Origin of the sequence: Corallococcus sp. AB030 (genome assembly GCF_003668965.1) — a bacterium.
In the GTDB taxonomy this organism is placed as follows: domain Bacteria; phylum Myxococcota; class Myxococcia; order Myxococcales; family Myxococcaceae; genus Corallococcus; species Corallococcus exiguus.
In genome coordinates, this window is sequence record NZ_RAWQ01000015.1 from 1 (window position 1) to 25374 (window position 25374).

Annotated in this window: 11 protein-coding genes; 8 read left to right on the plus strand and 3 right to left on the minus strand. The window is 70.2% G+C overall.

Annotated features, from left to right (window positions below; genetic code table 11):
* A partial coding sequence (locus D7Y15_RS05905) for a type I polyketide synthase (protein WP_233604837.1) occupies positions 1-3340 on the plus strand: 3340 nt, incomplete at its 5' end.
* Between the two features lie 9 nt (positions 3341-3349).
* Here D7Y15_RS05905 and D7Y15_RS05910 read toward each other — a convergent pair.
* The 3 genes from D7Y15_RS05910 to D7Y15_RS05920 are packed head-to-tail and all read right to left on the minus strand — an operon-like array spanning position 3350 to position 18179.
* Positions 3350-16174 carry a non-ribosomal peptide synthase/polyketide synthase gene (locus tag D7Y15_RS05910; RefSeq protein WP_121751943.1) on the minus strand — a complete coding sequence of 4275 codons (12825 nt, stop codon included), beginning with the start codon at positions 16172-16174 and terminating at the stop codon, positions 3350-3352.
* A gap of 54 nt (positions 16175-16228) precedes the next feature.
* The gene (locus D7Y15_RS05915) at positions 16229-16492 is read right to left on the minus strand and encodes a phosphopantetheine-binding protein (RefSeq protein WP_120581074.1); all 264 of its coding nucleotides are present in this window, start codon (positions 16490-16492) and stop codon (positions 16229-16231) included.
* A gap of 19 nt (positions 16493-16511) precedes the next feature.
* Entirely contained in the window at positions 16512-18179 is a 1668-nt protein-coding gene (locus D7Y15_RS05920; protein WP_120581075.1) for an AMP-binding protein, read from the minus strand.
* Positions 18180-18378: 199 nt separating this feature from the next.
* Here D7Y15_RS05920 and D7Y15_RS05925 point away from each other — a divergent pair, with 199 nt between their 5' ends.
* Genes D7Y15_RS05925 through D7Y15_RS05955 form a run of 7 tightly spaced genes read left to right on the plus strand, consistent with a single transcriptional unit; the run spans position 18379 to position 24337 of the window.
* Positions 18379-19326, plus strand: coding sequence for a 1-deoxy-D-xylulose-5-phosphate synthase N-terminal domain-containing protein (locus tag D7Y15_RS05925; RefSeq protein WP_121751944.1), 948 nt, complete (start codon positions 18379-18381; stop codon positions 19324-19326).
* Entirely contained in the window at positions 19323-20360 is a 1038-nt protein-coding gene (locus D7Y15_RS05930) for a transketolase family protein (protein WP_121751945.1), read from the plus strand. The genes D7Y15_RS05925 and D7Y15_RS05930 overlap by 4 nt, the downstream gene beginning before the upstream one ends.
* Position 20361: 1 nt before the next feature.
* Positions 20362-20565: a lysine biosynthesis protein LysW gene (gene lysW / locus D7Y15_RS45185; protein WP_199733962.1), complete on the plus strand. Its 204-nt coding sequence runs from the start codon at positions 20362-20364 to the stop codon at positions 20563-20565.
* Positions 20566-20574: 9 nt separating this feature from the next.
* Positions 20575-21429 (plus strand): RimK family alpha-L-glutamate ligase, encoded by an 855-nt coding sequence (locus tag D7Y15_RS05940; protein WP_120581078.1) that lies wholly within the window; start codon positions 20575-20577, stop codon positions 21427-21429.
* Positions 21426-22469: an N-acetyl-gamma-glutamyl-phosphate reductase gene (argC, locus tag D7Y15_RS05945; RefSeq protein WP_120599569.1), complete on the plus strand. Its 1044-nt coding sequence runs from the start codon at positions 21426-21428 to the stop codon at positions 22467-22469. The genes D7Y15_RS05940 and argC overlap by 4 nt, the downstream gene beginning before the upstream one ends.
* 30 nt (positions 22470-22499) lie before the next feature.
* Positions 22500-23345: a family 3 encapsulin nanocompartment shell protein gene (locus tag D7Y15_RS05950; RefSeq protein ID WP_121751946.1), complete on the plus strand. Its 846-nt coding sequence runs from the start codon at positions 22500-22502 to the stop codon at positions 23343-23345.
* On the plus strand, positions 23345-24337 hold the full coding sequence (locus D7Y15_RS05955) for a sulfotransferase (protein WP_120581081.1): 993 nt from the start codon (positions 23345-23347) through the stop codon (positions 24335-24337). Before D7Y15_RS05950 ends, D7Y15_RS05955 begins: the two co-directional genes overlap by 1 nt.
* Positions 24338-25374: the final 1037 nt, after the last annotated feature.

Consider the following 25374-nt stretch of genomic DNA (forward strand, 5'->3'; position numbering starts at 1 on the left):
CTCCGGGGACTTCCTCGCCACGCGGGTGTCGTACGAGCTGGACCTGACGGGGCCGGCGATGACGGTGCAGACGGCGTGTTCCACGTCGTTGGTGGCGTTGCACCTGGCCTGTCAGTCGCTGCTCGCGGGCGAGTGCGACCTGGCGCTCGCGGGAGGTGTGTCCATCCGCACGCCGCAGCTGGGGGCGCATCGCAAACTTGAGGGCGGCATCCTGGCGCCGGATGGGCGCTGCCGGCCGTTCGACGTGAACGCGGCGGGGACGACGGTGGGCAATGGCGTGGGGATGCTGGTGCTCAAGCGGCTGGCGGACGCGGTGGCGGACCGGGACAGCATCCGCGCCATCGTGCTGGGCACGGCGTTGAACAACGACGGGGGCGCGAAGACGGGGTTCGCGGCGCCTTCGGTGCAGGGGCAGGCGGCGGTCATCCGCGAGGCGCTGTCGGTGGCGGGGGTGGCGCCGTCGGACGTGTCCTATGTGGAAGCGCACGGGACGGCGACGGCGTTGGGGGATCCGATTGAGGTCGCGGCGCTCAAGCAGGTGTTCCAGGGGGCTCCTCCGGGCGCGTGTGGCCTGGGCGCGGTGAAGAGCAACTTCGGGCACCTGGACGCGGCGGCGGGCGTGGCGGGGGTGATCAAGACGGTGCTGTCGATGGAGCACCGCACGCTGCCTCCGACGCTGCACTTCACGAAGCCGCATCCGATGTTGGAGCTGGAGGGCAGTCCCTTCCAGGTGGTGGGGAGCACGCGTGCTTGGGAGGGCCCGTTGCCGCTGCGCGCGGGGGTGACGGCGCTGGGGATTGGAGGCACGAACGCGCACGTGGTGTTGCAGGAGGCGCCGGCTCTTCCGGAGTCGGATGCGCCCCGGCGCGGTGAAGAGGTGCTGCTCTTGTCCGCGAAGACGGAGGGCGCGCTGGAGCGGATGACCGCGGCGCTCGCGGAGCGCTTGCGTGAGCATGCGGCTCCCGTTGCGGCGGCCTCGCGCGCGGAAGCGACTTCGCATGCGGAAGGGGTCGCGGTGAAACGGCAGGCGGGAGTGGACAACGGCGCCGCATCACCCGCGCGGTCCGCGCCCCCTGCTTCGGGCGCCTGGCTCGCGGACGTCGCTCATACGTTGCAGGTGGGGCGTGCGCGCTTCCCGTGGCGCCGCTTCGTCGTGGTCCGTCCGGGCGAGGACGCGGCGGCGCTGCTGGAGGGGCGGTCCTCTGCCGGTAAGGATGCGCCTCCTCGGAGCCGCACCGTGTTCGACGAGGGCGAGTCTCGCGGCGTGGCCTTCCTGTTCCCGGGCGGCGGTGCGCAGCGAGTGAACATGGGCGAGGCGTTCCTTCGCGAGCCGGCGTTCCGCGCTGCCATCGACACGTGCGCGGAGTGGCTTCGCGGTCCCATGGGCGCGGACCTCCGCGACATCCTCTTCGCGGGCCCCGAGCGCTTCGACGCGGCGGCCCGTGAGCTGGACCGGCCGCTGTGGTCCCAGCCCGCGTTGTTCGTCTGCGACTGGGCGCTCGCTCAGTTGTGGCTGTCGTGGGGCGTGAAGCCGGACGCGTTGCTGGGGCACTCGCTCGGTGAATACGTGGCCGCGTGCCTCGCGGGTGTGTTCACGCTGGAGGAGGCGCTGGGCCTCGTCGTCGCTCGCGGACGCTTGATGGAGGCGATGCCACCGGGCGGGATGCTGTCCGTGCTCGCGTCCGTGGAGCTGGTCTCGGAGCTCGTGGGGCCGGCCGTGTCGGTAGCGGCCATCAACGGACAGGAGACCTGTGTCCTCTCTGGACCGCTGCCGGAGTTGGAGGCGGCGGAGCAGGCGCTGACGGCGCGGGGCATCGAGCACAAGCGGGTGCGCTACGCGCGCGCCGCGCACTCCTCCATGATGGAGCCGTACCTGGAAGGCTTCGCTCGGGAAGTGGCCCGCGTGAAGCTCCGCGCGCCATCACTGCCCGTCGTGTCCAGCCTCACCGGCCGTTGGCTCCAGGAGCGTGAGGCGATGTCACCTGACTATTGGGTCCGGCACCTGCGGCATACGGTCCGCTTCTCCGATGCGCTGGGCTGCCTGTTGGAGTCCGGGGACCGTGCACTGATTGAGGTGGGTCCGGGCACGACGCTCACCGCGCTCACGAGGCAACATCCGGCGCGCAAGACGCAGCCCGTGCTGGCCACCCTGCCGACGAAGGGCGACGCGCCTGGGAGCGCCCTGGCGGCTCTGGGCGAAGCGTGGGCCGCGGGCGTGGACGTGGACTGGGAACGCATCCGGGATGGCGAGAGGCGCCGTCGCGTGGACCTTCCGACCTACAGCTTCGACCGCGAGCACTACAGCCTGGACGACGCCGCGCCGATCCCCGTCGCACGCAACGCCATGGCTGCCAAGGCGAAGGCAACCGGACCCTCGAAGTCGAAGGTGCAGGCTCCCCGTCGCGGTGAGCGCGTGGCGCCCCGTGACGCCACGGAGCAGTCCCTGGTCGAGTGCTTCCAGACGCTGTTCCGCCTGGATGACGTGGGCATCCACGACGACTTCTTCGCGCTGGGCGGCGACTCGCTGGTCGCGCTCCGGCTGCTCGCGATGATCTCCGAACGCTTCGGCAAGCGGCTCGCGCTGAAGGAGATGCTGACCGCGCCCACGGTGGAGCTGTTGGCGCGGAAGCTGGGCGGACGCGAGGAGGGCCGGTCCCTGCCACCCGGGGTCGCGTTGCTCCAGCAGGGCACTCGCGGTCCGCCGCTCTTCTTCGTGCACGCGGCCGGAGGCCAGGCGGTGTTCTACCGCGACCTGGCGCGCGCCATCGACGCAAGCCGGACCGCCTACGCCTTCGAGTCCCGGGGCCTGGATCCGGACGGACCGCTGCACACGTCCGTCGACGAGATGGCGACGGCCTACCTGGAGGGCCTGCGCGCGTTGCAGCCCGTGGGGCCGTACCTGCTGGTGGGAGCGTCGTTCGGCGGCGCGGTGGTCTACGAGATGGCCCGCCGGCTGACGGCGGAAGGCCACGCGGTGCCGCTGTGCGCGATGCTCGACACACCGGGCCCCGGGGACATCGCTCGGGCCCGGACGGGCGGAGTGGGCTTCGCGCAGGAGCAGGTCCTCGCGGATCCGGAGCAGCAGCGGCGCTACGTGCGCGTCTGGGAGGCGAACATGACGGCCCTGCGCGACTACCCCATGCCCCGCTTCGAGGGCGGCACCCTCCAGTTCTTCCGCGCGGCGACCGTCATCGAGCACATGCCGAAGCACGTGGAACTCGAATGGCTGGACTCGGGCGCGGTGCTCCGGGTGGAGACCGTGCCCGGCGACCACCAGTCGATGCTCACGGGCGAGAACGCTGAAGGGCTGGGCGCGAAGCTCGCGGCGCTCCTTCCGTGAACGAGGCGCTCAGCTGGAGCCTGGACGTCCGCGCCGCTGGGCCATGCGCCGCAGGTTGTCCCGCCGCTGCGCGCCCGGGTCCTGCGCGGACGAGGGAGCCGCCGCAGGTGGCGTGTCCTTCGGCGGTGACAGGTGTCCTGCGAGCGCGCGCACCGTGGGGTACTGGAAGAGGGTGATCAGCGGAACCTTGCGGCCCACCAGCGCCTCCAGCTTCGCGTGCACGGACTGGAGCAGCAGTGAGTTGCCGCCCAGGTCGAAGAAGTTGTCGCTCGCGCCCACGCGCTCCAGCCCCAGCACTTCGGCCCAGAGCGCGGCCAGCGTCTGCTCCAGGCCGGCTTCGGGGACGCGATAGTCCTCGCTCAGTTCGGGCCGGTGCACGTCTGGTGCGGGCAGTGCCTTGCGGTCCAGCTTGCCGTTCGCGGTGAGCGGCAGCCGCTCCAGCACCACGAACGCCGACGGAACCGCGTGCTCCGCGAGCGATCGCCGCAGCGAGGAACGAAGCGCGTCCACCGTGAACGCGGCCCCTTCGCGGAGCACCAGGTACGCGACCAACCGCCGTTGTCCCGGCACGTCCTCGCGCACCTGCGCTACCGCTTCCTTCACCGAGGGCTGCGAGAGCAGCGCGGCCTCCACCTCGCCCAGTTCGATGCGGAAGCCCCGCAGCTTCACCTGCGAGTCCGCGCGGCCCCGGAACTCCAGCGTCCCGTCCGCGAGCCACCGCACCACGTCGCCCGTGCGGTACAGGCGCGCGCCGGGTTCGCGGGAGAATTGATCCGGTCCGAAGCGCTCCGCCGTGAGCGCGGGCTGACCCAGATAGCCGCGCGCTACCTGGGCACCTCCCAGGAACAGCTCGCCCCACAGGCCCACCGGCACGGGCTGTCCCGCGCCATCCAGCACGTACACGCGCACGTTGGGCTCCGGGCTGCCGATGGGAGGCAGCAGTCCTTCGGCCGCTTCGGGCTTCACGACGCCGGAGGTCGCGATGACGGTGTTCTCCGTGGGGCCGTAGCAGTTGAGCCACTGGCCCGGAACGGAGGGCCCCGGACGGCGGTGCAGCACGTCGCCGGCCACATGCACCCGGCGCAGCGGCATGTCCGCGGGCCATGGCTGCTCCAGCGCGGCCTCCGCCATGGGCGTGGGCAGCGTGGTGAGCGTGATTCCCTCCGCCGCGAGCCACCGCACCAGCCGGGCGGGTTCCGCACGCACCTCGTCCGAGGGGAGATGGAGGCTGGCGCCATGCGTGAGTGACGGCCAGGTCTCGAAGACGGTCGCGTCGAACGCGAGCCCCGTCAGCAGCGTGGCCCGGTCTCCCGGTTCAATCCCCGCCGCCGTGCCGAGCCCCGCGACGAGGTTCGCCAGCGTGCCGTGTGTCACCGCGACGCCCTTGGGCCGGCCGGTGCTGCCCGACGTGTAGATGACGTAGGCCATCGCCTCCGCGTGCAGTGTCACGCCGGGCGCGGTGACCGGCTGCGTCTCCAGCGCGGGCTCCGTGTCCAGGCAGAGCACGCGCACGCCGCCTCCCTCGAAGCGGGAGGCGAAGGCCTGCTGGGTGACGACGATGCGCGCGCCACTGTCCGTGAGCACGTGCCGCCACCAGGCTTCCGGCCACGTCAGGTCCATGGGCAGGTAGGCCCCGCCCGACTTGAGGACGCCCAGTGCGCCCCACACGTAGCCGGGCGTGCGGTCCACGCACAGGGCGACCACGGTCTCCGGCTTCACACCCTGTGAGCGCAGCAGGTTCGCGAGCTGGTTCGACCGGGTCTCCAACTCCCCGAACGTCAGTTGCTGCCCGTCGCCCGCCAGCGCGAGCGCCTCCGGCCTCAGCCGCGCCTGCTCCGCGATGCGCGAGGGCACACGGAGGTCCGCGGGGACATCGAGCGCGGTGTCGTTCCACTCGATGAGGACCTGCTGGCGCTCCGCCTCCGTCATCAGCGACAGCGACGCGAGCGACCGCTCCGGGTGTCGTGTCACCTGCTCCAGCAAGCGCAGGTAGTGCCCGGCCATGCGCTCCACCGTCGCCGCATCGAAGAGCGCGGTGTTGTATTCCCAGTGCGTCAGCAACCCGGTGGCGGATTCGCGCATGAACAGCGTGAGGTCGTGCTTCGCGAGCCCTGGATCAAAGGGCACCGGCGCTGTCTCCAGTCCTCGCAGGGGGAAGCCGGGGAAGTCCTTGAAGAGGGCGAACACGGCCTGGAACACGGGCGTGCGGCTCAGGTCTCGCGGCGTCTGGAGCGCGTCCACCAGTTGCTCGAAGGGCACCTCCTGGTGCGCGTACGCACCCAGGCACGTCTCGCGCACACGGGCGAGGAGGACCTGGAAGGACTCGGCGCCGGAGACCTTCACGCGCAGGGGCAGGGCGTTGACGAAGAAGCCGATGAGCCCCTCCACCTCGCGGTGGTTGCGGCCGGAGATGGGCGAGCCGACCACCACGTCGTCCTGCCCGCTGTAGCGCGACAGCAGGGCGTGGAAGCCCGCGAGCAGCGCCATGAAGGACGTGACGCCCTGCTGGTGACACAGTTCGCGCACGGCGGCATCCACCGCGGCGGGGATCCGCACCATGTGGGCCGCGCCCGCCTGGGCCTGCACGGGCGGACGCGGTCGGTCGGTGGGCAGCTCAAGCGCGTGGGGCGCCCCGTTCAACTGCCGCTTCCACCACGCGAGCTGCGCGTCGAGCCCTTCGCCCTGCAACGTCGCGCGCTGCCAGCGGGCGTAGTCCGTGTATCGGATGGGCAGCGGTGGCAGGCGCGGCGTCAGGTTCCGGGTGAAGGCGTCGTAGAGGACGCCCAGCTCGCGCCCCATCACGTCCGTGGACCAGCCGTCCGTGATGATGTGATGCATGAGCAGGAAGAGCGCGTGGTCTTCCGCATCCAGCCGCAGCAGCGTCGCCGTCAGCAGGGGACCCGTGCGCAGGTCGAAGACGTGGCGCATCCGCTCCTCGGCCCGCTGGCGCAGGACGGTGTCGCGCTGCTGGGGCGGCACGTCCTCCAGCCGCTCGAAGGCGAGCGCGAAGGGAACCGAGGTCAGGACGCGCTGAACGGGCTGGCCGTTCTCCTCCGCGAACACCGTGCGCAGGGACTCGTGACGGTCGATGAGCGCCGCGAGTGACCGCTCCAGCGCGGCCACGTCGAGCGGTCCCTTGCACCGGATGAACAGCGGGACGTTGAAGGCGAACCCGCCCGGTGCGAGCGCGTCGATGAACCACAGCCGCTGCTGCGGGAAGGACTGGGGCGCGGAGTTTCCGGCCTCCGTGCGCACCAGGGGCGGTGCCTGGAGGGGATGGGCTTCCTGGCGCAGGGCTTCGATTCGCGCGGCCAGCTCCGCGAGCGTCGGGGCTTCGAAGAGCACGCGTACGGGCAGCTCCATTTGAAGGGACTCACGCAGACGGGAGGCCACCTGGGTCGCGAGCAGCGAGTGGCCGCCCAGCTCGAAGAAGTGGTCCTGCGTGCCCACGCGCGGCACACCCAGCAGCGGTGCCCAGATGTCCGCGATGAGCTTCTCCACCGCGGAGACCGGGGCCACGTAGACGGTCCCGGGGATGGCCTCTTCCGTCGGAACGGGGAGTCCGTTGCGGTTCACCTTGCCACTGGGCGTCAGGGGCAGCGCGTCCATGCGCACCAGCGCCGAAGGCACCATGTACTCCGGCAGCCGTCGCGCCAGTGCCTGCCTCAGCGCCTCCGCGGAGAAGGCCGTCTCCGGTTGCACCACGTAGGCCACCAGTCGCTTGAAGCCCGGGGTGTCCTCGCGCAACACGACGACCACGTCCTGCACATCAGGCAGGGCGCGCAGGGCTGACTCGACTTCGCCCAACTCGACGCGGAAGCCACGCAGCTTCACCTGGCCGTCCAGGCGGCCGAGGAACTCCAGTTGTCCATCCGCGAGCCAGCGCGCCTTGTCTCCCGTGCGGTAGAGGCGGGCGCCCGGCGTGGCGCTGAACGGTGAGGGCACGAAGCGCTCCGCGGTGAGGTCTGGCCGGTTGTGATAGCCGTGCGCGAGCCCTTCGCCTCCGATGAACACCTCTCCTGGGACGCCGACGGGGCTCGGATTCCCGCGGGCATCCAGGACGTAGGTCTGGACGTTGGTCAGCGGCGTCCCCACCGAAGGAAGCGCGGGCCAGGTGCTCGGAGATCCTGAAGCCCGCCATGCGCTGGCGGCGTGCGTCTCCGAAGGGCCGTATTGGTTTTCGAGGACGCAGCCGGGCAGCCGTTCGAAGAAGGAGACGAGGGCGGGCGTCACCTGGAGTTGTTCGCCCGCGGTGATGACCTCGTTGAGCGGGGGCAGCTCCGCCGTAGTGCGTGCTGCTTCGCTCAGGGATTGAAGCGCGACGAAGGGGAGGAAGAGGCGCTCCACGCGGTGCTGGGTGAGGAAGCGCAGCAGTGCCGGTGGGTCACGGCGCAGTTCGGCGGAGCTGAGCAGCAGTCGGCCGCCGATGCACCACGTGCCGAAGATCTCCTGGAAGGAGACATCGAAGTTGAGCGAAGCGAACTGGAGAGTGGAGGCTTCCCTGCGGACGGCGCGGCGGATCTGCCAGGCGAGCATGTTGCCGATGCCTCGATGGGACATGGCGATGCCCTTGGGCCTGCCGGTGCTGCCCGAGGTGAAGACGACGTAGCAGACCGCTTCTGGAGACAGCCTCACGTTCGGAGACGCGGTGGAGCGGGAGGCCAGTGAGACGGTCTCCATCGTCACGATGCGCGCGGAGGTGCTTGGTGGCAGCGCCCGCACGAAGCCTTCATGCGCGAGGACGACCGGAGCGCGTGTGTCCTCCACCATCAGGGCCAGTCGCTCGGCCGGATAGTTCGGATCCAGCGGGACGTAGGCTGCACCGGCCTTGAGGGTGGCGAGGACGGCGACGGGCATGTCGAGGCTGGAGCGCTCCAGGCACAGCCCGACGGAGCTTCCCGGCGTGACGCCCAGGGCGATGAGGTGGTGCGCGAGCTGATTGGCTCGTGCATCCAGTTGCCTGTAGGTCAGCGACTCGGCGCCGTTCGTCACCGCGACTGCTTCCGGTGTCCGAGCGACCTGCGCCTCCACCCAGCGGTGCATGAGGCCCGGCTCGAAAGAGAGGTCCTTCGCGGCGTTCCATGTCACGACGACCTGCTGCCGTTCCTCTTCGGAGAGGAGCGGCAGGGCCGACAGGGGCTGCTCGGGATGGCGGACCGCTCCTTGGAGCATGCGCACGTAGTGCCCGGCCATCCGGGTGAGGGTCGCCTCCTCGAAGAGGGCGGTGTTGTACTCCCAGAAGGCGGTCAGCCCCTGCTCCGACTCGCGGACGAAGAGCATGAGGTCGAAGCGGGAGACGCCCGTCTGGAACGGAACGTCCTCTGCTTGGAGGCCGGGCAACGAGAAGGGGACGGCCGCCTGTTGCAGGACGAAGAGGGCCTGGATCAGCGGCGCGCGGCTCAAGTCGCGTGGCGGCTTGAGCGCCTCCACGATTTGTTCGAACGGCAGGTCCTGATGCGCGAAGGCGCCCAGGCAGCTCTCGCGCACGCCGCGCAACAGGTGGCGGAAGGAGCGCGTCCCAGCGACATCCGCGCGCAGGGCGAGCGTGTTGACGAAGAGGCCGAGGAGCCCTTCCACCTCACGGCGGTTGCGGCCGGAGATGGGCGAGCCGACGACGACGTCGTCCTGTCCGCTGTAGCGCGCGAGCAGGGCCTGGAATCCCGCCAGCAGCGTCATGAACAGCGTGGTGCCCTCGCGCTGGCCCATGGCGAAGAGGGCGCTGGTCAGCGCGGGTGGCAGGGGGACTTCGATGTACGCGCCCTGGAAGGTCTGCACGGGCGGACGCGGTTTGTCGGTGGGCAGGTCCAGCACGGGCGGTGCCCCCGCGAGCTGCTCGCGCCACCACGCCAACTGCTCTTCCAGCACGTCGCCCTGCAACCACGCGCGCTGCCACAGCGCGTAGTCCGCGTACTGGATGGAAATGGGCGGGAGCTGGGCCTCCGTGCCCTGGAGCCGGGCGAGGTAGAGCGCATCCAGCTCCCGCTGGAGCAAGGCAATGGACCAGCCGTCGAAGACGCTGTGATGGAAGTTGAGGATGAGGACCTGATCCTCGTCCGCGATCCGTAGCAGCGTGGCTCGGATCAGGGGGCCTCGCCGCAGGTCGAACGGTACATGTGCTTCGGCCTCCACCTGGCGCTGGAGCGGAATGTGCGGATCCACGTCCACCTGCTTCAGGGTGAGCTTCCACGCGGGGCCGATGCGTTGCACTGGCTGGCCGTCCACTTCGTCGAACGTGGTGCGCAGGACTTCGTGACGCCGGATGAGGACGTTGAGCGCGTCCTCCAGCGCGTGCGTGTCCAGCCGTCCCCGCAGCCGGGTGACCAGGGGCAGGTTGTAGGCGTGCGCGCTGGTGTCCAGCTGCGAGACGAACCACAGCCGCTGCTGGGAGAACGACTGCGGAACGAGCTCGCCACGAAGCTGGGGCACCAGCGGCGGGACGGCCTTCCGGTTGGCGCCGTGAAGATGCTCCTCCAACCGCGCGGCGAGCTGCGCGACGGTGGGCGCCTCGAAGAGGACTCGCAGGGACAGGTCCACCTGGAAGGCCTCCCGCAGCCGGGAGACCACCTGCGTGGCGAGCAGCGAGTGCCCACCCAGCTCGAAGAAGTGATCCTGCAGGCCCACGCGCGGCACCACGAGCAGGGACGCCCAGATGTCCGCGATCACCTTCTCCACCGCCGTCATCGGGGCCAGGAACCCAGAGTCGTCCGCGGCTTCTTCCTTGGGGGCGGGCAGGCCGTTGCGGTTCACCTTGCCGCTCGGGCCCAGCGGTAGCGCGTCCATTCGCACCAGGGCCGAAGGCACCATGTGCTCCGGCAGCCGTCGCGCCAGCGACTGCCTCAGCGCCTCCGGTGAGAAGGATGCTTCCGGTTGGACCACGTAGGCCACCAGCCGCTTGTGGCCCGGTGTGTCCTCGCGCACCACGACGACCACGTCCCGCACGTCGGGCAGGACGCGCAGGGCTGCTTCCACTTCGCCCAGTTCGACGCGGAAGCCACGCAGCTTCACCTGCCCATCCAGGCGGCCGAGGAACTCCAGTTGCCCGTCCGCGAGCCAGCGGGCCTTGTCACCCGTGCGGTAGAGGCGTGCGCCCGGCGTGGGTCCGAACAGAGAGGGGATGAAGCGCTCCGCGGTGAGGTCCGGCCGGCCGTGGTAGCCGTGCGCGAGTCCTTCACCGCCCACATACAGCTCGCCCGGGACCCCGACTGGGCAGGGCTCGCGGCGCGGATCCAACACGTAGGCCTGGACCGAAGGCAGCGGTGTTCCCACCGGAGGCAGGGCGGGCCACGTGCTCGGGACACCCGACGCACGCCACGCGGAGACCGCATGGGTCTCCGAAGGACCGTACTGGTTTTCGAGGACGCAGCCGGGCAGCCGCTCGAAGAGGGAGACGAGAGCGGGCGTCACCTGGAGTTGTTCGCCCGCGGTGATGACCTCGTTGAGCGGGGGCAGCTCCGTCGCGGTGCGCGCTGCTTCGCTCAGCGACTGGAGCGCGACGAAGGGGAGGAAGAGGCGTTCCACGCGGTGCTGGGTGAGGTAGCGCAGCAGCGCGGGTGGATCGCGACGCAGTTCGGCGGAGCTGAGCAGCAGGCGGCCGCCGATGCACCACGTGCCGAAGATCTCCTGGAAGGAGACGTCGAAGTTGAGCGAAGCGAACTGGAGCGTGGTGGCTTCCGCGCGGACGGCGCGGCGGGTCTGCCACGCGAGCATGTTGCCGATGCCCCGGTGGGACATGGCGATGCCCTTGGGCCTGCCGGTGCTGCCCGAGGTGAAGACGACGTAGCAGACCGCTTCAGGTGACAGCCTCACGTTCGGAGACGCGGTGGAGCGGGAGGCCAGCGAGACGGTCTCCATCGTCACGATGCGCGCGGAGGTGTCCGGTGGAAGGGCCCGCACGAAGCCCTCATGCGCGAGGACGACCGGAGCGCGTGTGTCCTCCACCATCAGGGCCAGGCGCTCGGCTGGGTAGCTCGGATCCAGCGGGACGTAGGCCGCGCCAGCCTTGAGGGTGGCGAGGACGGCGACAGGCATGTCGAGACTGGATCGCTCCAGGCACAGCCCGACGGAGCTGCCCGGCGTGACGCCCAGGGCGATGAGATGATGGGCGAGTTGATTGGCGCGCGCATCCAGTTGCGCGTAGGTCAGCGACTCCGCGCCGTTCGTCACCGCGATGGCATCCGGTGTCCGCGCGACCTGCGCCCCCACCCAGACGTGGATCAGCCCCGACTCGGGAATCCGTTCCTCGCGGCTGTTCCATGCGACCAGGAGTTGCTCGCGCTCCTCCTGCGACAGGAGCGACAGGTCCGCCAAGGGCAGCTCGGGGTTCGCGGTAACGCCTTCGAGCAACCGCACGTAATGCCCGGCCATCCGGGCGAGGGTCGCCTCCTCGAAGAGGGCGGTGTTGTACTCCCAGTAGGCGACGAGACCGAGCGGCGTCTGCCGCATGAACAGCATGAGGTCGAAGCGGGAGACGCCCGACTGGAACGGGAAGTCCTCCACCGCGAGGCCGGGCAGGGACAACGGCGTCGCGGCCCGCTGCAGGACGAACATCGTCTGCACCAGGGGCGTCCGGCTCAGGTCGCGCGGCGGCTTGAGCGCGTCCACGAGCTGTTCGAACGGCAGGTCCTGATGCGCGAAGGCACCCAGGCAGCTCTCCCGCACACCGCGCAGCAGTTGCCGGAAGGAGCGCGTGCCAGAGACATCCGCGCGCAGGGCGAGCGTGTTGACGAAGAAGCCGATGAGTCCCTCCACCTCACGGCGATTGCGGCCGGAGATGGGTGAGCCGACGACAACGTCATCCTGGCCGCTGTAGCGCGCGAGCAGGGCCTGGAACCCCGCCAGCAACGTCATGAACAGCGTGGCGCCTTCGCGTTGTCCCAGCAGCTGGAGCGAGCCATGGAGGGGCTGGGGCAGCAGCACCTCGAAGTTCGCGCCCTGGAAGGTCTGCACGGGCGGACGTGGCTTGTCGGTGGGCAGGTCCAGCACGGGCGGTGCTCCCGCCAGCGCCTCCCGCCACCAGGCGAGCTGGTCCTCCAGTTCCTCCCCCTGGAACGACTCACGCTGCCACCGCGCGTAATCCACGTACTGGAGGGACAGGGGCGGCAACATGCCCTGGCCGTCCGCGGGGTAGAGCGCGTTCAATTCGCGCTGGAGCACGTCGATGGACCACCCGTCGAAGACGATGTGGTGGATGACGAGCATCAACACATGATCGTCATCCGCGACGCGCAGGAGCAGCCCTCTCATCAGTGGGCCGCGCCGCAGGTCGAACGGGCGCTGGGCCTCCGTGGCCAGCTGCCCCGGGAGCTTCGCGGCCTCCACGTCCGTCCTCACCAACGTGAAGTTCCATGCCGGCCCGACGCGCTGCACCGGCTGACCATCCACCTCGTCGAACGTGGTGCGCAGGACCGCGTGCCGCCGGATGATCTCCGCGAGGCTCCGTTCCAGTGCGTTCGCGTCCAGCGCGCCCCGCAGCCGGGTGACCATGGGCACGTTGTACGAGTACCCCAGCGTGTCGAGCTGCGAGATGAACCACAGCCGCTGCTGCGCGAACGACTGCGGCAGCCAGCCGTCCCTGGGACCGGGCACCAGCGGGAGGGACTGGATCCGGCTGCTCTCCATTCGCAGCGCATCGATGCGCGCCGCGAGGCTGGTGACCGTGGGCGCCTCGAACAGCGCTCGCACGGACAGGTCCACCTGGAACGTCTCCCTCAACCGGGAGGTGACCTGGGTCGCGAGCAGCGAGTGCCCACCCAGTTCGAAGAAGGAGTCCTGCGTGCCCACGCGCGTTCGGCCCAGGAGCGCGGCCCAGACCTCCGCCACCGCCGTCTCCGTCGGGGTGACTGGCGCCACGTAGCCGTCCTCCGTGAGCGTGTCGCCCACGGGCGTGGCGAGCGCCCTTCGGTCCACCTTGCCCACGGGCGTCAGCGGCAGCCGGTCCAGCTTCACGAAGGCGGACGGGACCAGCGGCGCCGGCAGCTGGGCGGACAGGCGCGAACGCAGCGTGCTCACGTCCACGCTCGCGCCGGTCACATAGGCCACCAGTCGCTTGTCGCCGGGCGCGTACTCGCGCACCTCCGCCACGGCGTCCTCCACGCCAGGCAGGTGGCGCAGGGCGGTTTCAATCTCCCCCAGTTCGATGCGGAAGCCGCGCAGCTTCACCTGCGTGTCCGCGCGCCCCATGAAGGCCAGCTCGCCGGAAGGCAGCCACCGTGCACGGTCGCCCGTGCGGTACAGCCGGGCACCGGGGACGTCGCTGCACGGATGGGGCACGAAGCGGTCCGCGGTGAGCTCCGGCCGGTCCATGTAGCCCCACGCGAGACCGTCGCCTCCCACGTACAGGTCGCCCACGACTCCGGGCGGCACCGGCTCCAGGCGCGCGTCCAGCACCAGCGCCTGGGAGTTCTCCAAGGGGCGGCCAATGGGCACGGGCATCCGCGCGTCCATGTCTCGCTTCACCTGATACGTGGCGGAGAACGTGGTGTTCTCCGTGGGGCCGTAGCCGTTGATGACCGCTCGGCCCGCGTCCAACAGCTTGCGCGCGGCCAGCGGGGACAGCACGTCGCCGCCCGCGAGCACCTGCCCCACGCGAGCGAGCGCCGCGGGCCGGTTCAGCGCCATCTGCTCGAAGAACGCCGTGGTGAGGAACAGCACGCTGATGCGTTCTCGCTCCAGCGTCGCTTCCAGTTCCTCCAGAGACGGCGTCACCGGTGGATAGAGGAACAGCTTCGCGCCGCTGAGCAGCGCTCCCCACAGCTCCAGCGTCGCGGCGTCGAACGACGTGGTGGCCAGCTGGAGGACGACGTCTTCGGCGCGGAACCGGACGTAGGACACGCCCTTCACCAGCCGCGTCACGGCCCGGTGGGGAACGCCCACGCCCTTGGGCTGCCCGGTGCTCCCGGACGTGTACATGACGTACGCGAGCGCATCGGCGGGGACGTGCACCTCGGGCGCTGCCTTCGGTTGAGCCTCGAAGGTCCGCCAGGACGGGTCGAGCACCACGACCCGTGAGGCCAAACCCTTCAGCGAGGACTCGCGTCCCTGCTCCAACAGGAGCACGGTGATGCGGGCGTCGCGCGCCATGAAGTCCAGGCGCTCGGGGGGATAGCCTGGATCCAGCGGTACGTAGGCGCCTCCCGCCTTGAGGATGGCGAGCGTCGCCACGACCATCTCCAGCGACCGGCCCGCGCACAGGCCCACCGGTGTTCCCAGCCGCACGCCCTGCCCACGCAGGTGGTGCGCGAGCTGATTGGCCCGTGCTTCCACTTCCGCATACGTGAGCCGGTGGCCTCCCGCTTCCACGGCCACGGCGCCGGGCGTCCGCGCGGCCTGCTCCGCGAAGAGCGAGGGCAGGGACGCATCGCGAGGGTAGGGGACGGCGGCTCCCGTCCCCTGGTCGAGCAGGCGCTGCCGCTCCATCGAGGTGAGCAGCGGAAGCGTGGCCACGGGACGCTCCGGCTCCGCGACCGCGGCCTCCAGCAGGCGCGTGTAGTGCTCCGCGAAGCGCGCCACCGTCGCGGCGTCGAAGAGGTCGGTGCTGTACTCCCAGAGCCCCACCAGCCCTTCCGGCGTTTCGCGCAGGAAGACGGTGAGGTCCATTCGCGACACGCCCGGTTCGAAGTCCAGCTCGGAGGTGCGCAGCCCCTCCAGCTCCAGCGCGGGCACGGCCGAGTGCTGGAGCGTGAAGAACACCTGGAACAGGGGCGGGCGGCTCAGGTCGCGCTCGGGTTGGAGCGCGTCCACCAACTGCTCGAAGGGCACTTCCTGATGCGCGTACGCGTCCAGGCACGTCTTGCGCACGCGGTGCAGCAGTTCTCCGAAGCCGAGCGCACCTTCACCCCGCACGCGCAGGGGCAGGGTGTTGATGAAGAAGCCGATGAGCGGTTCCACCTCCTGGCGCGTGCGTCCGGAGATGGGGGAGCCGATGACGATGTCGTCCTGGCCGCTCAGCCGCGAGAGCAGCAGATTCATCCCACCCAATAGCGCCATGAACAACGTGACGCCCTGCTTGCGGCACAGCGCTTCCAGCGCCTTGCCCAATGCCGGAGGGAGCGCATGGCGGTACACCGCGCCCCGCGTGGACTGCGCGGCGGGGCGGGGCCGGTCCGTGGGCAGCTCCAACGCGGCGGGCGCTCCCGACAACTCACCTCGCCACCATTCCAGTTGCTGCTGGAGGTGCTCGCCCTGGAGCCACTGCCGCTGCCACACCGCATGGTCCGCGTACTGCACCGGCAGCGTGGGCAGCACGGGCGTCGTGCCGGCGCGATAGGCCACGTAGAGCGCTTGAAGCTCCCGCTCCATCACCGTGAGCGACCAGCCGTCGCAGCAGATGTGATGCAGCATCAGGAGCAGCACGTGCTCCGCTTCTCCCAGCCGCAAGAGCCGCACACGCACCAGCGGTCCCGCGCCCAGGTCGAAGGGCACGCGCGCCTCCGTCTCCGCGGCTTGTCGCAGGACCTGCTCCCGTTCGGACGCGGGTATCGCCTCCAGCGACTCCACGTGCAGCGGCAGGGACAGCGATGGCGCGATCCGCTGCACCGGCTGACCGTCCACGATGGCGAAGGTGGTGCGCAGCGCTTCGTGCCGCTCCACCAGCACGGCCAGTGCTCGCTCCAGCGCGGGGACGTCCAACGCTCCGGTGAGCCGCGCGAAGTACGGGACGTTGTAGGAGATGCCCCCGGGCGTGAGCTGCTCGATGAACCACATCCGCTGCTGCCCGAAGGAGAGCGGCAGCAAGGCGTCACGCGGGACGGGCACCACGGGCGGTGCTCGACGACGGGGCCTCGCCGGGGACTTCGGCGCGGAGGCGGAAGGGGAGCCGGGGTGCTCGGTCGTCATGTCTCGCTCGGGGGGGAAAGCGGGGAAGGGGCCGCCTTCAGGGGGCGGCTCGGCTCAAGCGGACTGCTCCTGGCGCAGTTCGTCGCACAGCGTGGCCACGGCCCGGAGCGTGTTGAACAGCTCCGCCATGGACACCTCCACGCCCAATTCGCTCTCGATGCGGTTGGACAGGACCGTGGCCATCAGGGAGTTGCCGCCAATCTCCAGGAAGTGGTCCTCCGGGCGCACGACCTCCACGCCCAGCAACTCCTTCCACCACGCCGCGAGCTTCGCTTCCGTGTCCGTGGGACTGGTGGCTTCTTCAGGGCTCGGGTTCATGGCCGTTCCTCCCGCCCGCTCACGCGGGCTTCAGCCTGTCGCGCAGCAGATACTTGCGCACCTTGCCGGTGGCCGTCTTGGGCATCTCGTCGATGAGGTCCAGGCGGTCCGGCCAGTACTGGTTGGACATGCCCTGCTGCTTGAGATGGTCGCGCAGCTCGTTGAGCGTGGGCGGGGCCTCTCCCTCGCGCACCACGACGACGGCGCACACCCGTTCGCCGCCAATCTTGTCGTCTGAGTGCGCGACGACCGCGACCTCCTTCACCTTCGGGTGCGAGTACAGCGCGGACTCCACCTCCACCACGGGGATCTTGTACCCGTACCGGAAGATGACGTCCTTCAGCCGCCCCACGATGCGGATGCCGCCGCGCCCGTCGTCGCGCGCCAGGTCGCCCGTGTCGAACCAGCCCTCCGCGTCCGTCGCCGCGGCGTACACGTCGTCGCGCTTGAAGTAGGTGAGGCACTGGCTGGCGCCTCGCACCATCAGCCGCCCCGTCCCATCCGGATACGGAGTGCCGTCCTCCGCGAGCGCCGGGACGATCTTCGTCTCCATCCACGCCACCGCGCGCCCGTCGCTCTGGCTGGGCCAGTCCGGCGCATCTTCATGCCGGGTGATGGTGACCGCGCCGTTCTCCGTCATGCCCCACAGCGTGTGCAGCCGCACACCGAACACCTCGCGCACCGCCGCGATGAGGTGCGGCGGCACCGGGATGGAGCCCGTGGCCAGCTGCCGCAGCGAGGAGGTGTTCCGCTGGCGCTTTCGCTGCAACGCGATGAGGTTCATCAGGTACGTGGGAATGCCGTACGTGAACGTGACGCCGTGCTCCTCGAAGAGCTTGAGCGTCAGCTCCGGGTCGCCCACGTCCATGTAGATTGCCGTGGCCCCCAGGAGCATGGGCATCAGGTACGAATACGTGAACCCCGTGGACGCCGTCAGCAGCGACGGCAGCGCCACCACGTCCGTTCCGTCGATGCCCAGCGTGTCGCACAGCGCGCGCGTGATGCCGTAGTTCGTGTTGTGCGAGTGCACCACGCCCTTCGGCTCACCCGTGGTGCCGGACGTATAGAGGATGTTGCACACGTCGTCCGCGGCCGCCGGGGCCACTCCCTCCAGAGACGCTTCCTTCTCCCACTCGCGCTCGATGAAGTGGCGCTCGAAGTCCCGCTCGCCCGCTTGGAGGTCGGTGTTGCTGCCCAGCAGCACCCGGTGGCGCAGCGACGGCAGCACCCCCGCGATGTCGCGCGCCATGTCCCGGTGTGAGTGCCCCGTCCACGACGTGGGCCCCACGTACACGGAGGCCTCCGTGCGCCCCAGGATGAACTCCACCTCGCGCCGCCGGTAGTCCGGCGGAATGGGAGCGATGACCGCTCCCAGCCGCGCGCACGCCAGCGCCAGCGCCGTGAAGTGCCACCCGTTGGGCAGCTGCACCGCGACGATGTCCTCGCGCCCCACGCCCAGCTCGCGCAGGCCCAGCGCGAACCGGTCCATGTATCGCGCCAGCTCCGCGTACGTCAGCCGCGTGATGTCCTTGGAAAAGTACCGTGCGGCGATGATCGCGGTCTTGTCCGGGTGCGCCTGGACGCAGCGACGCAGATCGTCAACCACCGTGGTGTCACGCCACCAACCCTTTCGGCGGTACTCCGAACCCTTCTCCAATGCCGCTGCGTTATGGAAACGCTGCCCCATGCGAAGGTCTCCTCCGAGTGACGCGAAACCGGGGAATGCCGGGCCTTCCGCGCGTGTAACACCGCGAGATTACCGGGCAAGACGGTTTTTTCTTGTAGGTCTATATCTTGAGAAAATCCGCGTTGACGGCGCATGATGCGATTTCCTAGGGTGTCTCACAACAGCCGGATTCCGGGGCTGTAACAGCGACGCTACGGGCATGACTTTCTCGGCGAATCCAACGACCCCCGGGCTGTCGCGCGACGCGCGGACGCCAGATGAACCCACGGCCTCCGGTGGCCCGGTGGCGCCTGCCCGCACCAGTGACGGGGTTGCGGGCGCCGCGTCGGATGCGGGGCTGGCGTTGCTGCCCCGGCGGGCCCTGCGGATCCGGCGGACCATCGTGCGGCTGGCGGCGACGCCGTCGGGCTGTCACCTGGGCGGCTCGCTGTCGATGGTGGAGATTCTGGTGGCGCTGCTGGGCCGGGTGATGCGCGTGGATCCGCGCGCGCCGAAGTCACCGGAGCGCGACCACCTCATCCTGTCCAAGGGGCACGCTGCGGCGGGGCTCTACGCGGCGCTGGCGGAGTTCGGCTTCGTGGACGTGGAGACGCTGGTGCGCGAGTACAACGCGGACGGCAGCATCTTCACCGGCCACGTGAACGCGGCGGTGCCGGGCGTGGAGTTCGCCACCGGCAGCCTGGGCCATGGGCTGGGGTTGGGTGTGGGGCTGACGCTCGGGCATGTGCTGCGCGGGGAACCCAACCGCACCTTCGTCGTCTGCGGCGACGGAGAGATGGGCGAGGGCTCCAACTGGGAAGCGCTCCAGGTGGCGTCGCACCGCAAGCTCACCGGCCTCACGCTGATCATCGACCGCAACGGCGGACAGAACGACGGCCCCACCGAAGCCATCCTGTCGCAGGAGGCGTTGGTGCAGAGGCTGGACGCGTTCGGCTTCCAGTCGCTGGAGGTGGACGGGCACGACCTGCCCGCCTTGGTGGCCGCGCTGGAGGCGCCCGTCGTGGGCGGACGTCCGCGCGCCATCGTCGCGCGGACGCGCAAGGGCGCGGGCGTGCCGATGCTCAAGGGCAAGGGGCCGCACTACGCGGTGTTCTCGCCGGAGCACCTGCGCCGGGCGCTCGCGTCGCTGGGGGAGGACGGCCAGTGAGCGCGTCGCTCGAGTCGACGGTGGACCTGGCCTGGGCGCCGGAGGCGTGGCTCGCCGCGCACCCGGAGTTGTCCAGCCGGCTGGTGTTCCGGCACGCGGCGGCGCGCTTCGCGGAGGAGGACGCGCGCGTCGTCTTCCTGGAGGCGGACCTGGGCGGCGGAGGCGATCCGTTCGAGGCGCGCCACCCCCAGCGCTACTTCAACCTGGGCATCTGCGAGGCCACCATGCTGGACATGGCGTGTGGCCTGGCGCACGGCGGACACACGGTCATCGCGCACAGCTTCGCGGCGTTCGGCGTGATGCGCGCGTGCGAGCAGGTGCGGCTGAACCTGGCCTATGCGCGCGCCAACGTGAAGCTGGTGTGCGACTACGGCGGCGTGGCGGGCGCCTTCTTTGGCCCCACGCACCACGCCATCGAAGACCTGGCCGTGCTGCGCGCGATGCCCAACCTCACCGTGGTGTCGCCCGCGGACGGCCTGGAGACGGTGCACGCCACGCGCGCGATGCTCCAGCACGACGGACCGGTGTATCTGCGGCTGGGCCGCAACCGCGTCACCCGGCTGGACATCCCGCGCCCGCCGTTCGAACTGGGCCGCGCAGCGCTCCTGCGCGAGGGCGACGACGTGGGGTTGCTCGCGCACGGTGAGGTGGGCGTGTCCGTGGCGCTGGATGCCGCGAAGCTCCTGGATGCACAAGGTGTCTCCGCGCGCGTGCTCAACGTGCACACGCTGAAGCCGCTGGACGAGGAGGCGGTGCGCGAGACGGCGGCGCGCACGCGGCTCCTGGTGACCGTGGAGGAGCACAACGTGCTGGGCGGACTGGGCAGCGCGGTGTGCGAAACGGTGTGCTCGCTGGACCTGCAGCGGCGCGTGCTGCGCGTGGGCTTGCAGGACCGGTACGACTCGCGCGCCGGTTCGCACGAGGCCCTGCTCAAGGGGCATGGGCTGGAGGGCGGGCAGGTGGCCGAGCGCATCCTGGGAGTGCTCCCAAGAACCCCGGTGTTTGCCGTGGAATCCGCAACGAGGAGGGACTGACATGCAGGTCCAGAACCCGAACCCGATGACGCAGTCCGTGCCGCCGGAGCAGTGCCCGCTGTGCGCGCAGCCGGTGCCGGGCGGCAACCGGATGGTGGGCGAGGTGCTCTCCTGTGGCGGCTGTTCCGCCGAGCTGGAGGTGGTGGGCGTCAACCCGCTGCGGCTCGAGGAAGCTCCCGAGGTCGAGGAAGACTGGGGGGAGTAGCCCCGCGCCATGCGCAAGGTCGACCTCGTCTATACGCGCGTGCGCACCGAGGAGAAGCTCCTCCTCGAGGCGCTGCGCAGGCGCGACTGCGCCGTCAACCTGGTGCAGGACTCCGGGATGGTGCTGTCCATGGATCGGCAGCGCGTCACCGAGGCCGACACCGTGTTGATGCGCAGCATGTCCTTCACGCGTGCGCGCTACCTGGCCACGTTCCTGGAGATGAAGGGGCTGCGCGTGCTCAACAGCGCGAGGACCATCTCACTGTGTGGGGACAAGGCGCTCACCAGCGCCGCGCTGGCCGCGAAGGGCGTGCCCATGCCGTGGTCCTTCGTGGCCTTCGACGAGGACGCGTGCCTGGAGGCGATTGAGAAGAAGGGCTACCCGGTGGTGACCAAGCCCGTGCTGGGCAGCTGGGGCCGGATGGTGGCCCGGTTGGATTCGCGCTCCGCGGCGGAAGGCGTGCTGTCCACGCGCTTCGGCACCGGCGGCGCGCAGGACCACGTGGCGCTGGTGCAGGAGTACGTGGACAAGCCGGGCTACGACCTGCGCGTCTACGTCATCGGCCGCGCGGTGGGGGGCCTCAGGCGGCGCTCAGAGCATTGGATCACCAACACCGCGCGAGGCGCCGTGCCGGAGCGCTACGAGGTGCCGGTGGTGCACGCGAAGCTGGCGGAGGCCGCGGCGGAGGCGGTGGGCGGGGACATGGTGGCGGTGGACCTGCTGGAGACGCGCGGCGGCGACATCTACGTCAACGAAATCAACCACTGCGTGGAGTTCGCGCGCAGCATCGACGAGACGGGCGTCCCGCTGCCGGACCTCATCGCGGAGTACGTCGCGTCCGGAGCCGGAGGAGCCCGGCGATGAGCGTGCGCGTGGCGGTGCTGGGAGCCGCGGGCTACACCGGCGGCGAGGTGCTGCGCCTGTTGCTCGCGCACCCGGCCGTGGAGGTGGTGCAGGCCACCTCCGGCCAGTTCGCCGGCAAGCGCCTGGACTTCCCGCATCCGCACCTGCGCGGGGTGGGGACGCTGCGCTACACGCCGCATGACGCGCTGGAGCCATGCGACGTGCTGGTGAGCTGCATGCCGCAAGGCGAGCTGCTCCAGCGCTGGCCGAAGGTGTCGCGGCTGGCGGAGCGGGTGGTGGACCTGAGCGCGGACTTCCGCCTGGACGCCGCGGGGCACGCGCGCTGGTACGGCAAGCACCCGCGCCCGGATGACGTGCCCGCGTTCGTCTACGGGCTTCCGGAGTGGATGGGCGAGGCGCTGACGAATGCGCGCCACGTCGCGGTGCCCGGCTGCATGGCTCACGCGGGACTCCTGGCACTGCTGCCGCTGCTGCACGCGGGGCTCGTGCGTCCGGACGTGCTGGTGGTGGACGCGAAGACGGGTTCGTCTGGAGGCGGCTCCACGCCAGACCGCTCCTCGCACCACCCGGAGCGGGCGAACGCGCTGCGCTGCTACAAGCCGGTGGGCCACCGGCACACGGGCGAGTTGGAGGGCGTGGTGGCGCGCGTCACCGGACAGCAGCCCACCATCCACTTCAGCGCCACGGCGGTGCCGGGAGTGCGCGGCATCCTCGCGACGGTGCACGCGTTCGCGGCGCGACCGGTGGAGGAGTCGGAGGTGGTGCGCGCCATCGCCACGCGCTACCGCGAGAAGCCCTTCGTGCGGCTGCTGCGGCCCAGTGCGTCCCTGTCGCCGTTCCCGGAGCCCGGGCCGCTCCTGGGCACGAACCACTGTGACTTGTCGGTGGACGTGGACGCGGAGCGGGGCCGCATCGTGGTGAACGCGGCCATCGACAATTTGGTGAAGGGCGCCGCCGGTACGGCGGTGCATGCGCTGAACCTGATGCTGGGCCGCCCGGAGACGGAAGGGCTGGGCTTCCGGGGCCTGCATCCGCTCTAGACCGCTTTTCATTCCGAGGAGCCGCACCCCATGAGCTTGAGCACGAAATCCCCTGGCGAGGTGTTCGCGGCCGCGGTCCAGAAGCACGGCGCGAAGGCGCACGTGGACTACGACACGTCCATCGTGGACGCGTTCCCCGGCTTCAAGCGCCGTCCGCGCATCGCGGTGCGCGGCATGTTCAAGACGGCCAAGGCGGAGCGCGACCCTGTCCCCTTCTGGTACGAGACGCACCCCCAGACGAAGCCCACCGGACCGGTGCAGGACGTGGACCTGCGCCCGGAGGCAGGCTTCGAGTTCCACCAGGACACGCAGGCGCTCAAGCCCACGCGCGCGTGGATTCAAGTGCCGCGCAACCTGCTGGAGGATTCCCAGTCGCTGGCGCAGTTCATCGACTTCCGGCTGCTGGTGCGGCTGAACACGGCGGAGAACCAGGCGCTGTGTATCGGCAAGGGCGGGGACGGCGTGCGGGGCCTGCTGCACACGCCGGGCATCGTGCGGCTGCCGGCGAAGAAGAACGCGGTGGCCTCGCTGCTCAACGCCTGCGCGCAGGTGGAGCAGATGGGCGGGTCCGCGGACGGCATCGTCATCAACTCGTTGGACTTCTACGAGCACCTGGTGGGCCAGCAGACGCTCCTGTCGGACCTGGCCGCCATGGGCATCCGCCTGTGCCGCACGCGCATGGTGAACCCGGGCACCATCATTGTCGGGGACTTCACCGCCGCGGCGACGCTGTATGACAGCCAGCGCTCGGTCATCCGGTTCGCGGAGCCGCCGCCGGGCATCTTCCCGCGCGAGGGACTGGCCGCCTACGGCGAGGTCTACACGACGCTCGCGGTGCACCTGCCCACCCACTTCTTCGTGGCGTCGCTGACCTGATGGCCTCCGCGAGCGCGAAGGGCGAGGGCGCGCAGCTCACGGTCCTCTACATCACCGGCTGGTGCCGCAGCGGCAGCACCATCCTGGGCAACGTCCTCAACGAGGTGCCGGGCTTCTTCCACGTGGGGGAGCTGAGCTTCCTCTGGAAGAACGCGTACGGGAACGGCTCCAACACGTTGTGCGGCTGCGGCCAGCAGCTGTTGGAGTGCGGCATCTGGAACACGGTGTTGACCTCCGACGTGCCGGCGGGCCTGACGCCGCGCGCGCATGCGGCGGAGGTGGTGCTCAGGCAGCAGGCCGCCGTGCGCACGCGGCACACGTTGCGGGTGCTGGACGAGGCGGGGGATTCGCACGCGCTCCAATCGCACGCGGACTTCCTCGCGCGGACGTACCGCACCATCGCGAGGGCGACGGGGAGCTCGGTGCTGGTGGACAGCGGGAAGTTCCCGTCCGAGGCGGCGCTGTTGCCGCGCGTGGAGGGCATCCGGCCGCTGTATCTGCACCTGGTGCGTGATCCGCGCGCGGTGACGCACTCGTGGACGAAGACGAAGCAGTACGTCGTCCCCATGTCCGCCGCGCGCAGCACTGCGTACTGGCTGGGCTTCAACGCCGCGTCGGAGGAGGTGACGCGGAGGTTCCCCGCGCAGTCGCTCTTCCTGCGCTACGAGGACTTCATCGCCGCGCCGGACCGCGCCGTGGACACGGTGCTGGACCTGGCGGGCGTGCCACGCACGCAGAACCCGGTGAAGGGTCGCACGGTAATGCTGGGGAAGAACCACACCGTTACCGGCAACCCGGACCGCTTCCGCAGTGGTCCCACGCTCCTGCGCGGCGAGGACGACGCGTGGAAGGGGGAACTGGCCTCCGGAGCGAAGGCGCTCACCGTGGCGCTCGCGTGGCCGCTGATGGCGAAGTACGGGTACTTCAGAGGCGCACGGCGAGCTCCCATCGGAGGGGCCGCGCCGGGTGCGGGCGCGGAGCCCCGTTCCTGAGCCTCCGGACATGACCCCTGTCCTTGCGGATGCGAAGGCGAGAGTCCGGCCAGCCCCCCGTCGGAGGCGTACCGAAAAAACCTGTCCGACAGTCGGACAGGTTCGGAGGTCCGTGGTGGGGAGCCTTCGGGCCAGCCAGGCTCCGGAAACCTGTCGGACAGTCGGACAGGTTTTGAAGAGCCGGGGCCCGGGACCTCGTCCCGCCCGAGCCGAGGAAACCTGTCGGACAGTCGGACAGGCTCGGGGGCCCGTGGCTGGGGTCGGCCGCACCATCCGGGCAGCGGAAAGCTGTCGGACAGTCGGACAGGTTCTGAAGAACCGGGGCCCGGGACCTCGTCCCGCCCGAGTTGAGGAAACCTGTCGGACAGTCGGACAGGTTTTGAAGAACCGGGGCCCGGGACCTCGTCCCGCCCGAGCCGAGGAAACCTGTCGGACAGTCGGACAGGTCTTGGAGAACCGTGGCTGGAGGCTGCTGGTTCATCTGGGCCGCCGAAACCTGTCGGACAGTCGGACCGGTTTTGGCGCACCGCGGCCGGGAGGCTGCTGGTTCATCTGGGCCGCGGACTCTTGTCGGACAGTCGGACCGATTTTGGCGCACCGCGGCTGGGAGGCTGCTGGTTCATCTGGGCCGCCGAAACCTGTCGGACAGTCGGACCGGTTTTGGCGCACCGCAGCCGGGAGGCTGCTGGTTCATCTGGGCCGCGGACTCTTGTCGGACAGTCGGACAGGTTTTGGAACGCCGTCGCTGGAGGGGCTGCCCGCTCCTGCCGGGCCGCGGACTCTTGTCGGACAGTCGGACAGGTTTTGGAACGCCGTCGCTGGAGGGGCTGCCCGCTCCTGCCGGGCCGCGGACTCTTGTCGGACAGTTGGACAGGTTTGGGCTGAGCCGGGCGGGAGGAGCGCAGGGCCGTCCGGGAGGCTTGCGGGCCGTACGTCGGCGCGGGCGGGCTCACGAGGGACGGCCGGGCAGGGGTGGGGAGAGGGCTCCCTCAACCTGGCTCCGTCCGGCTCGAAGTGGCAGGGATAGTGTCTGGGCC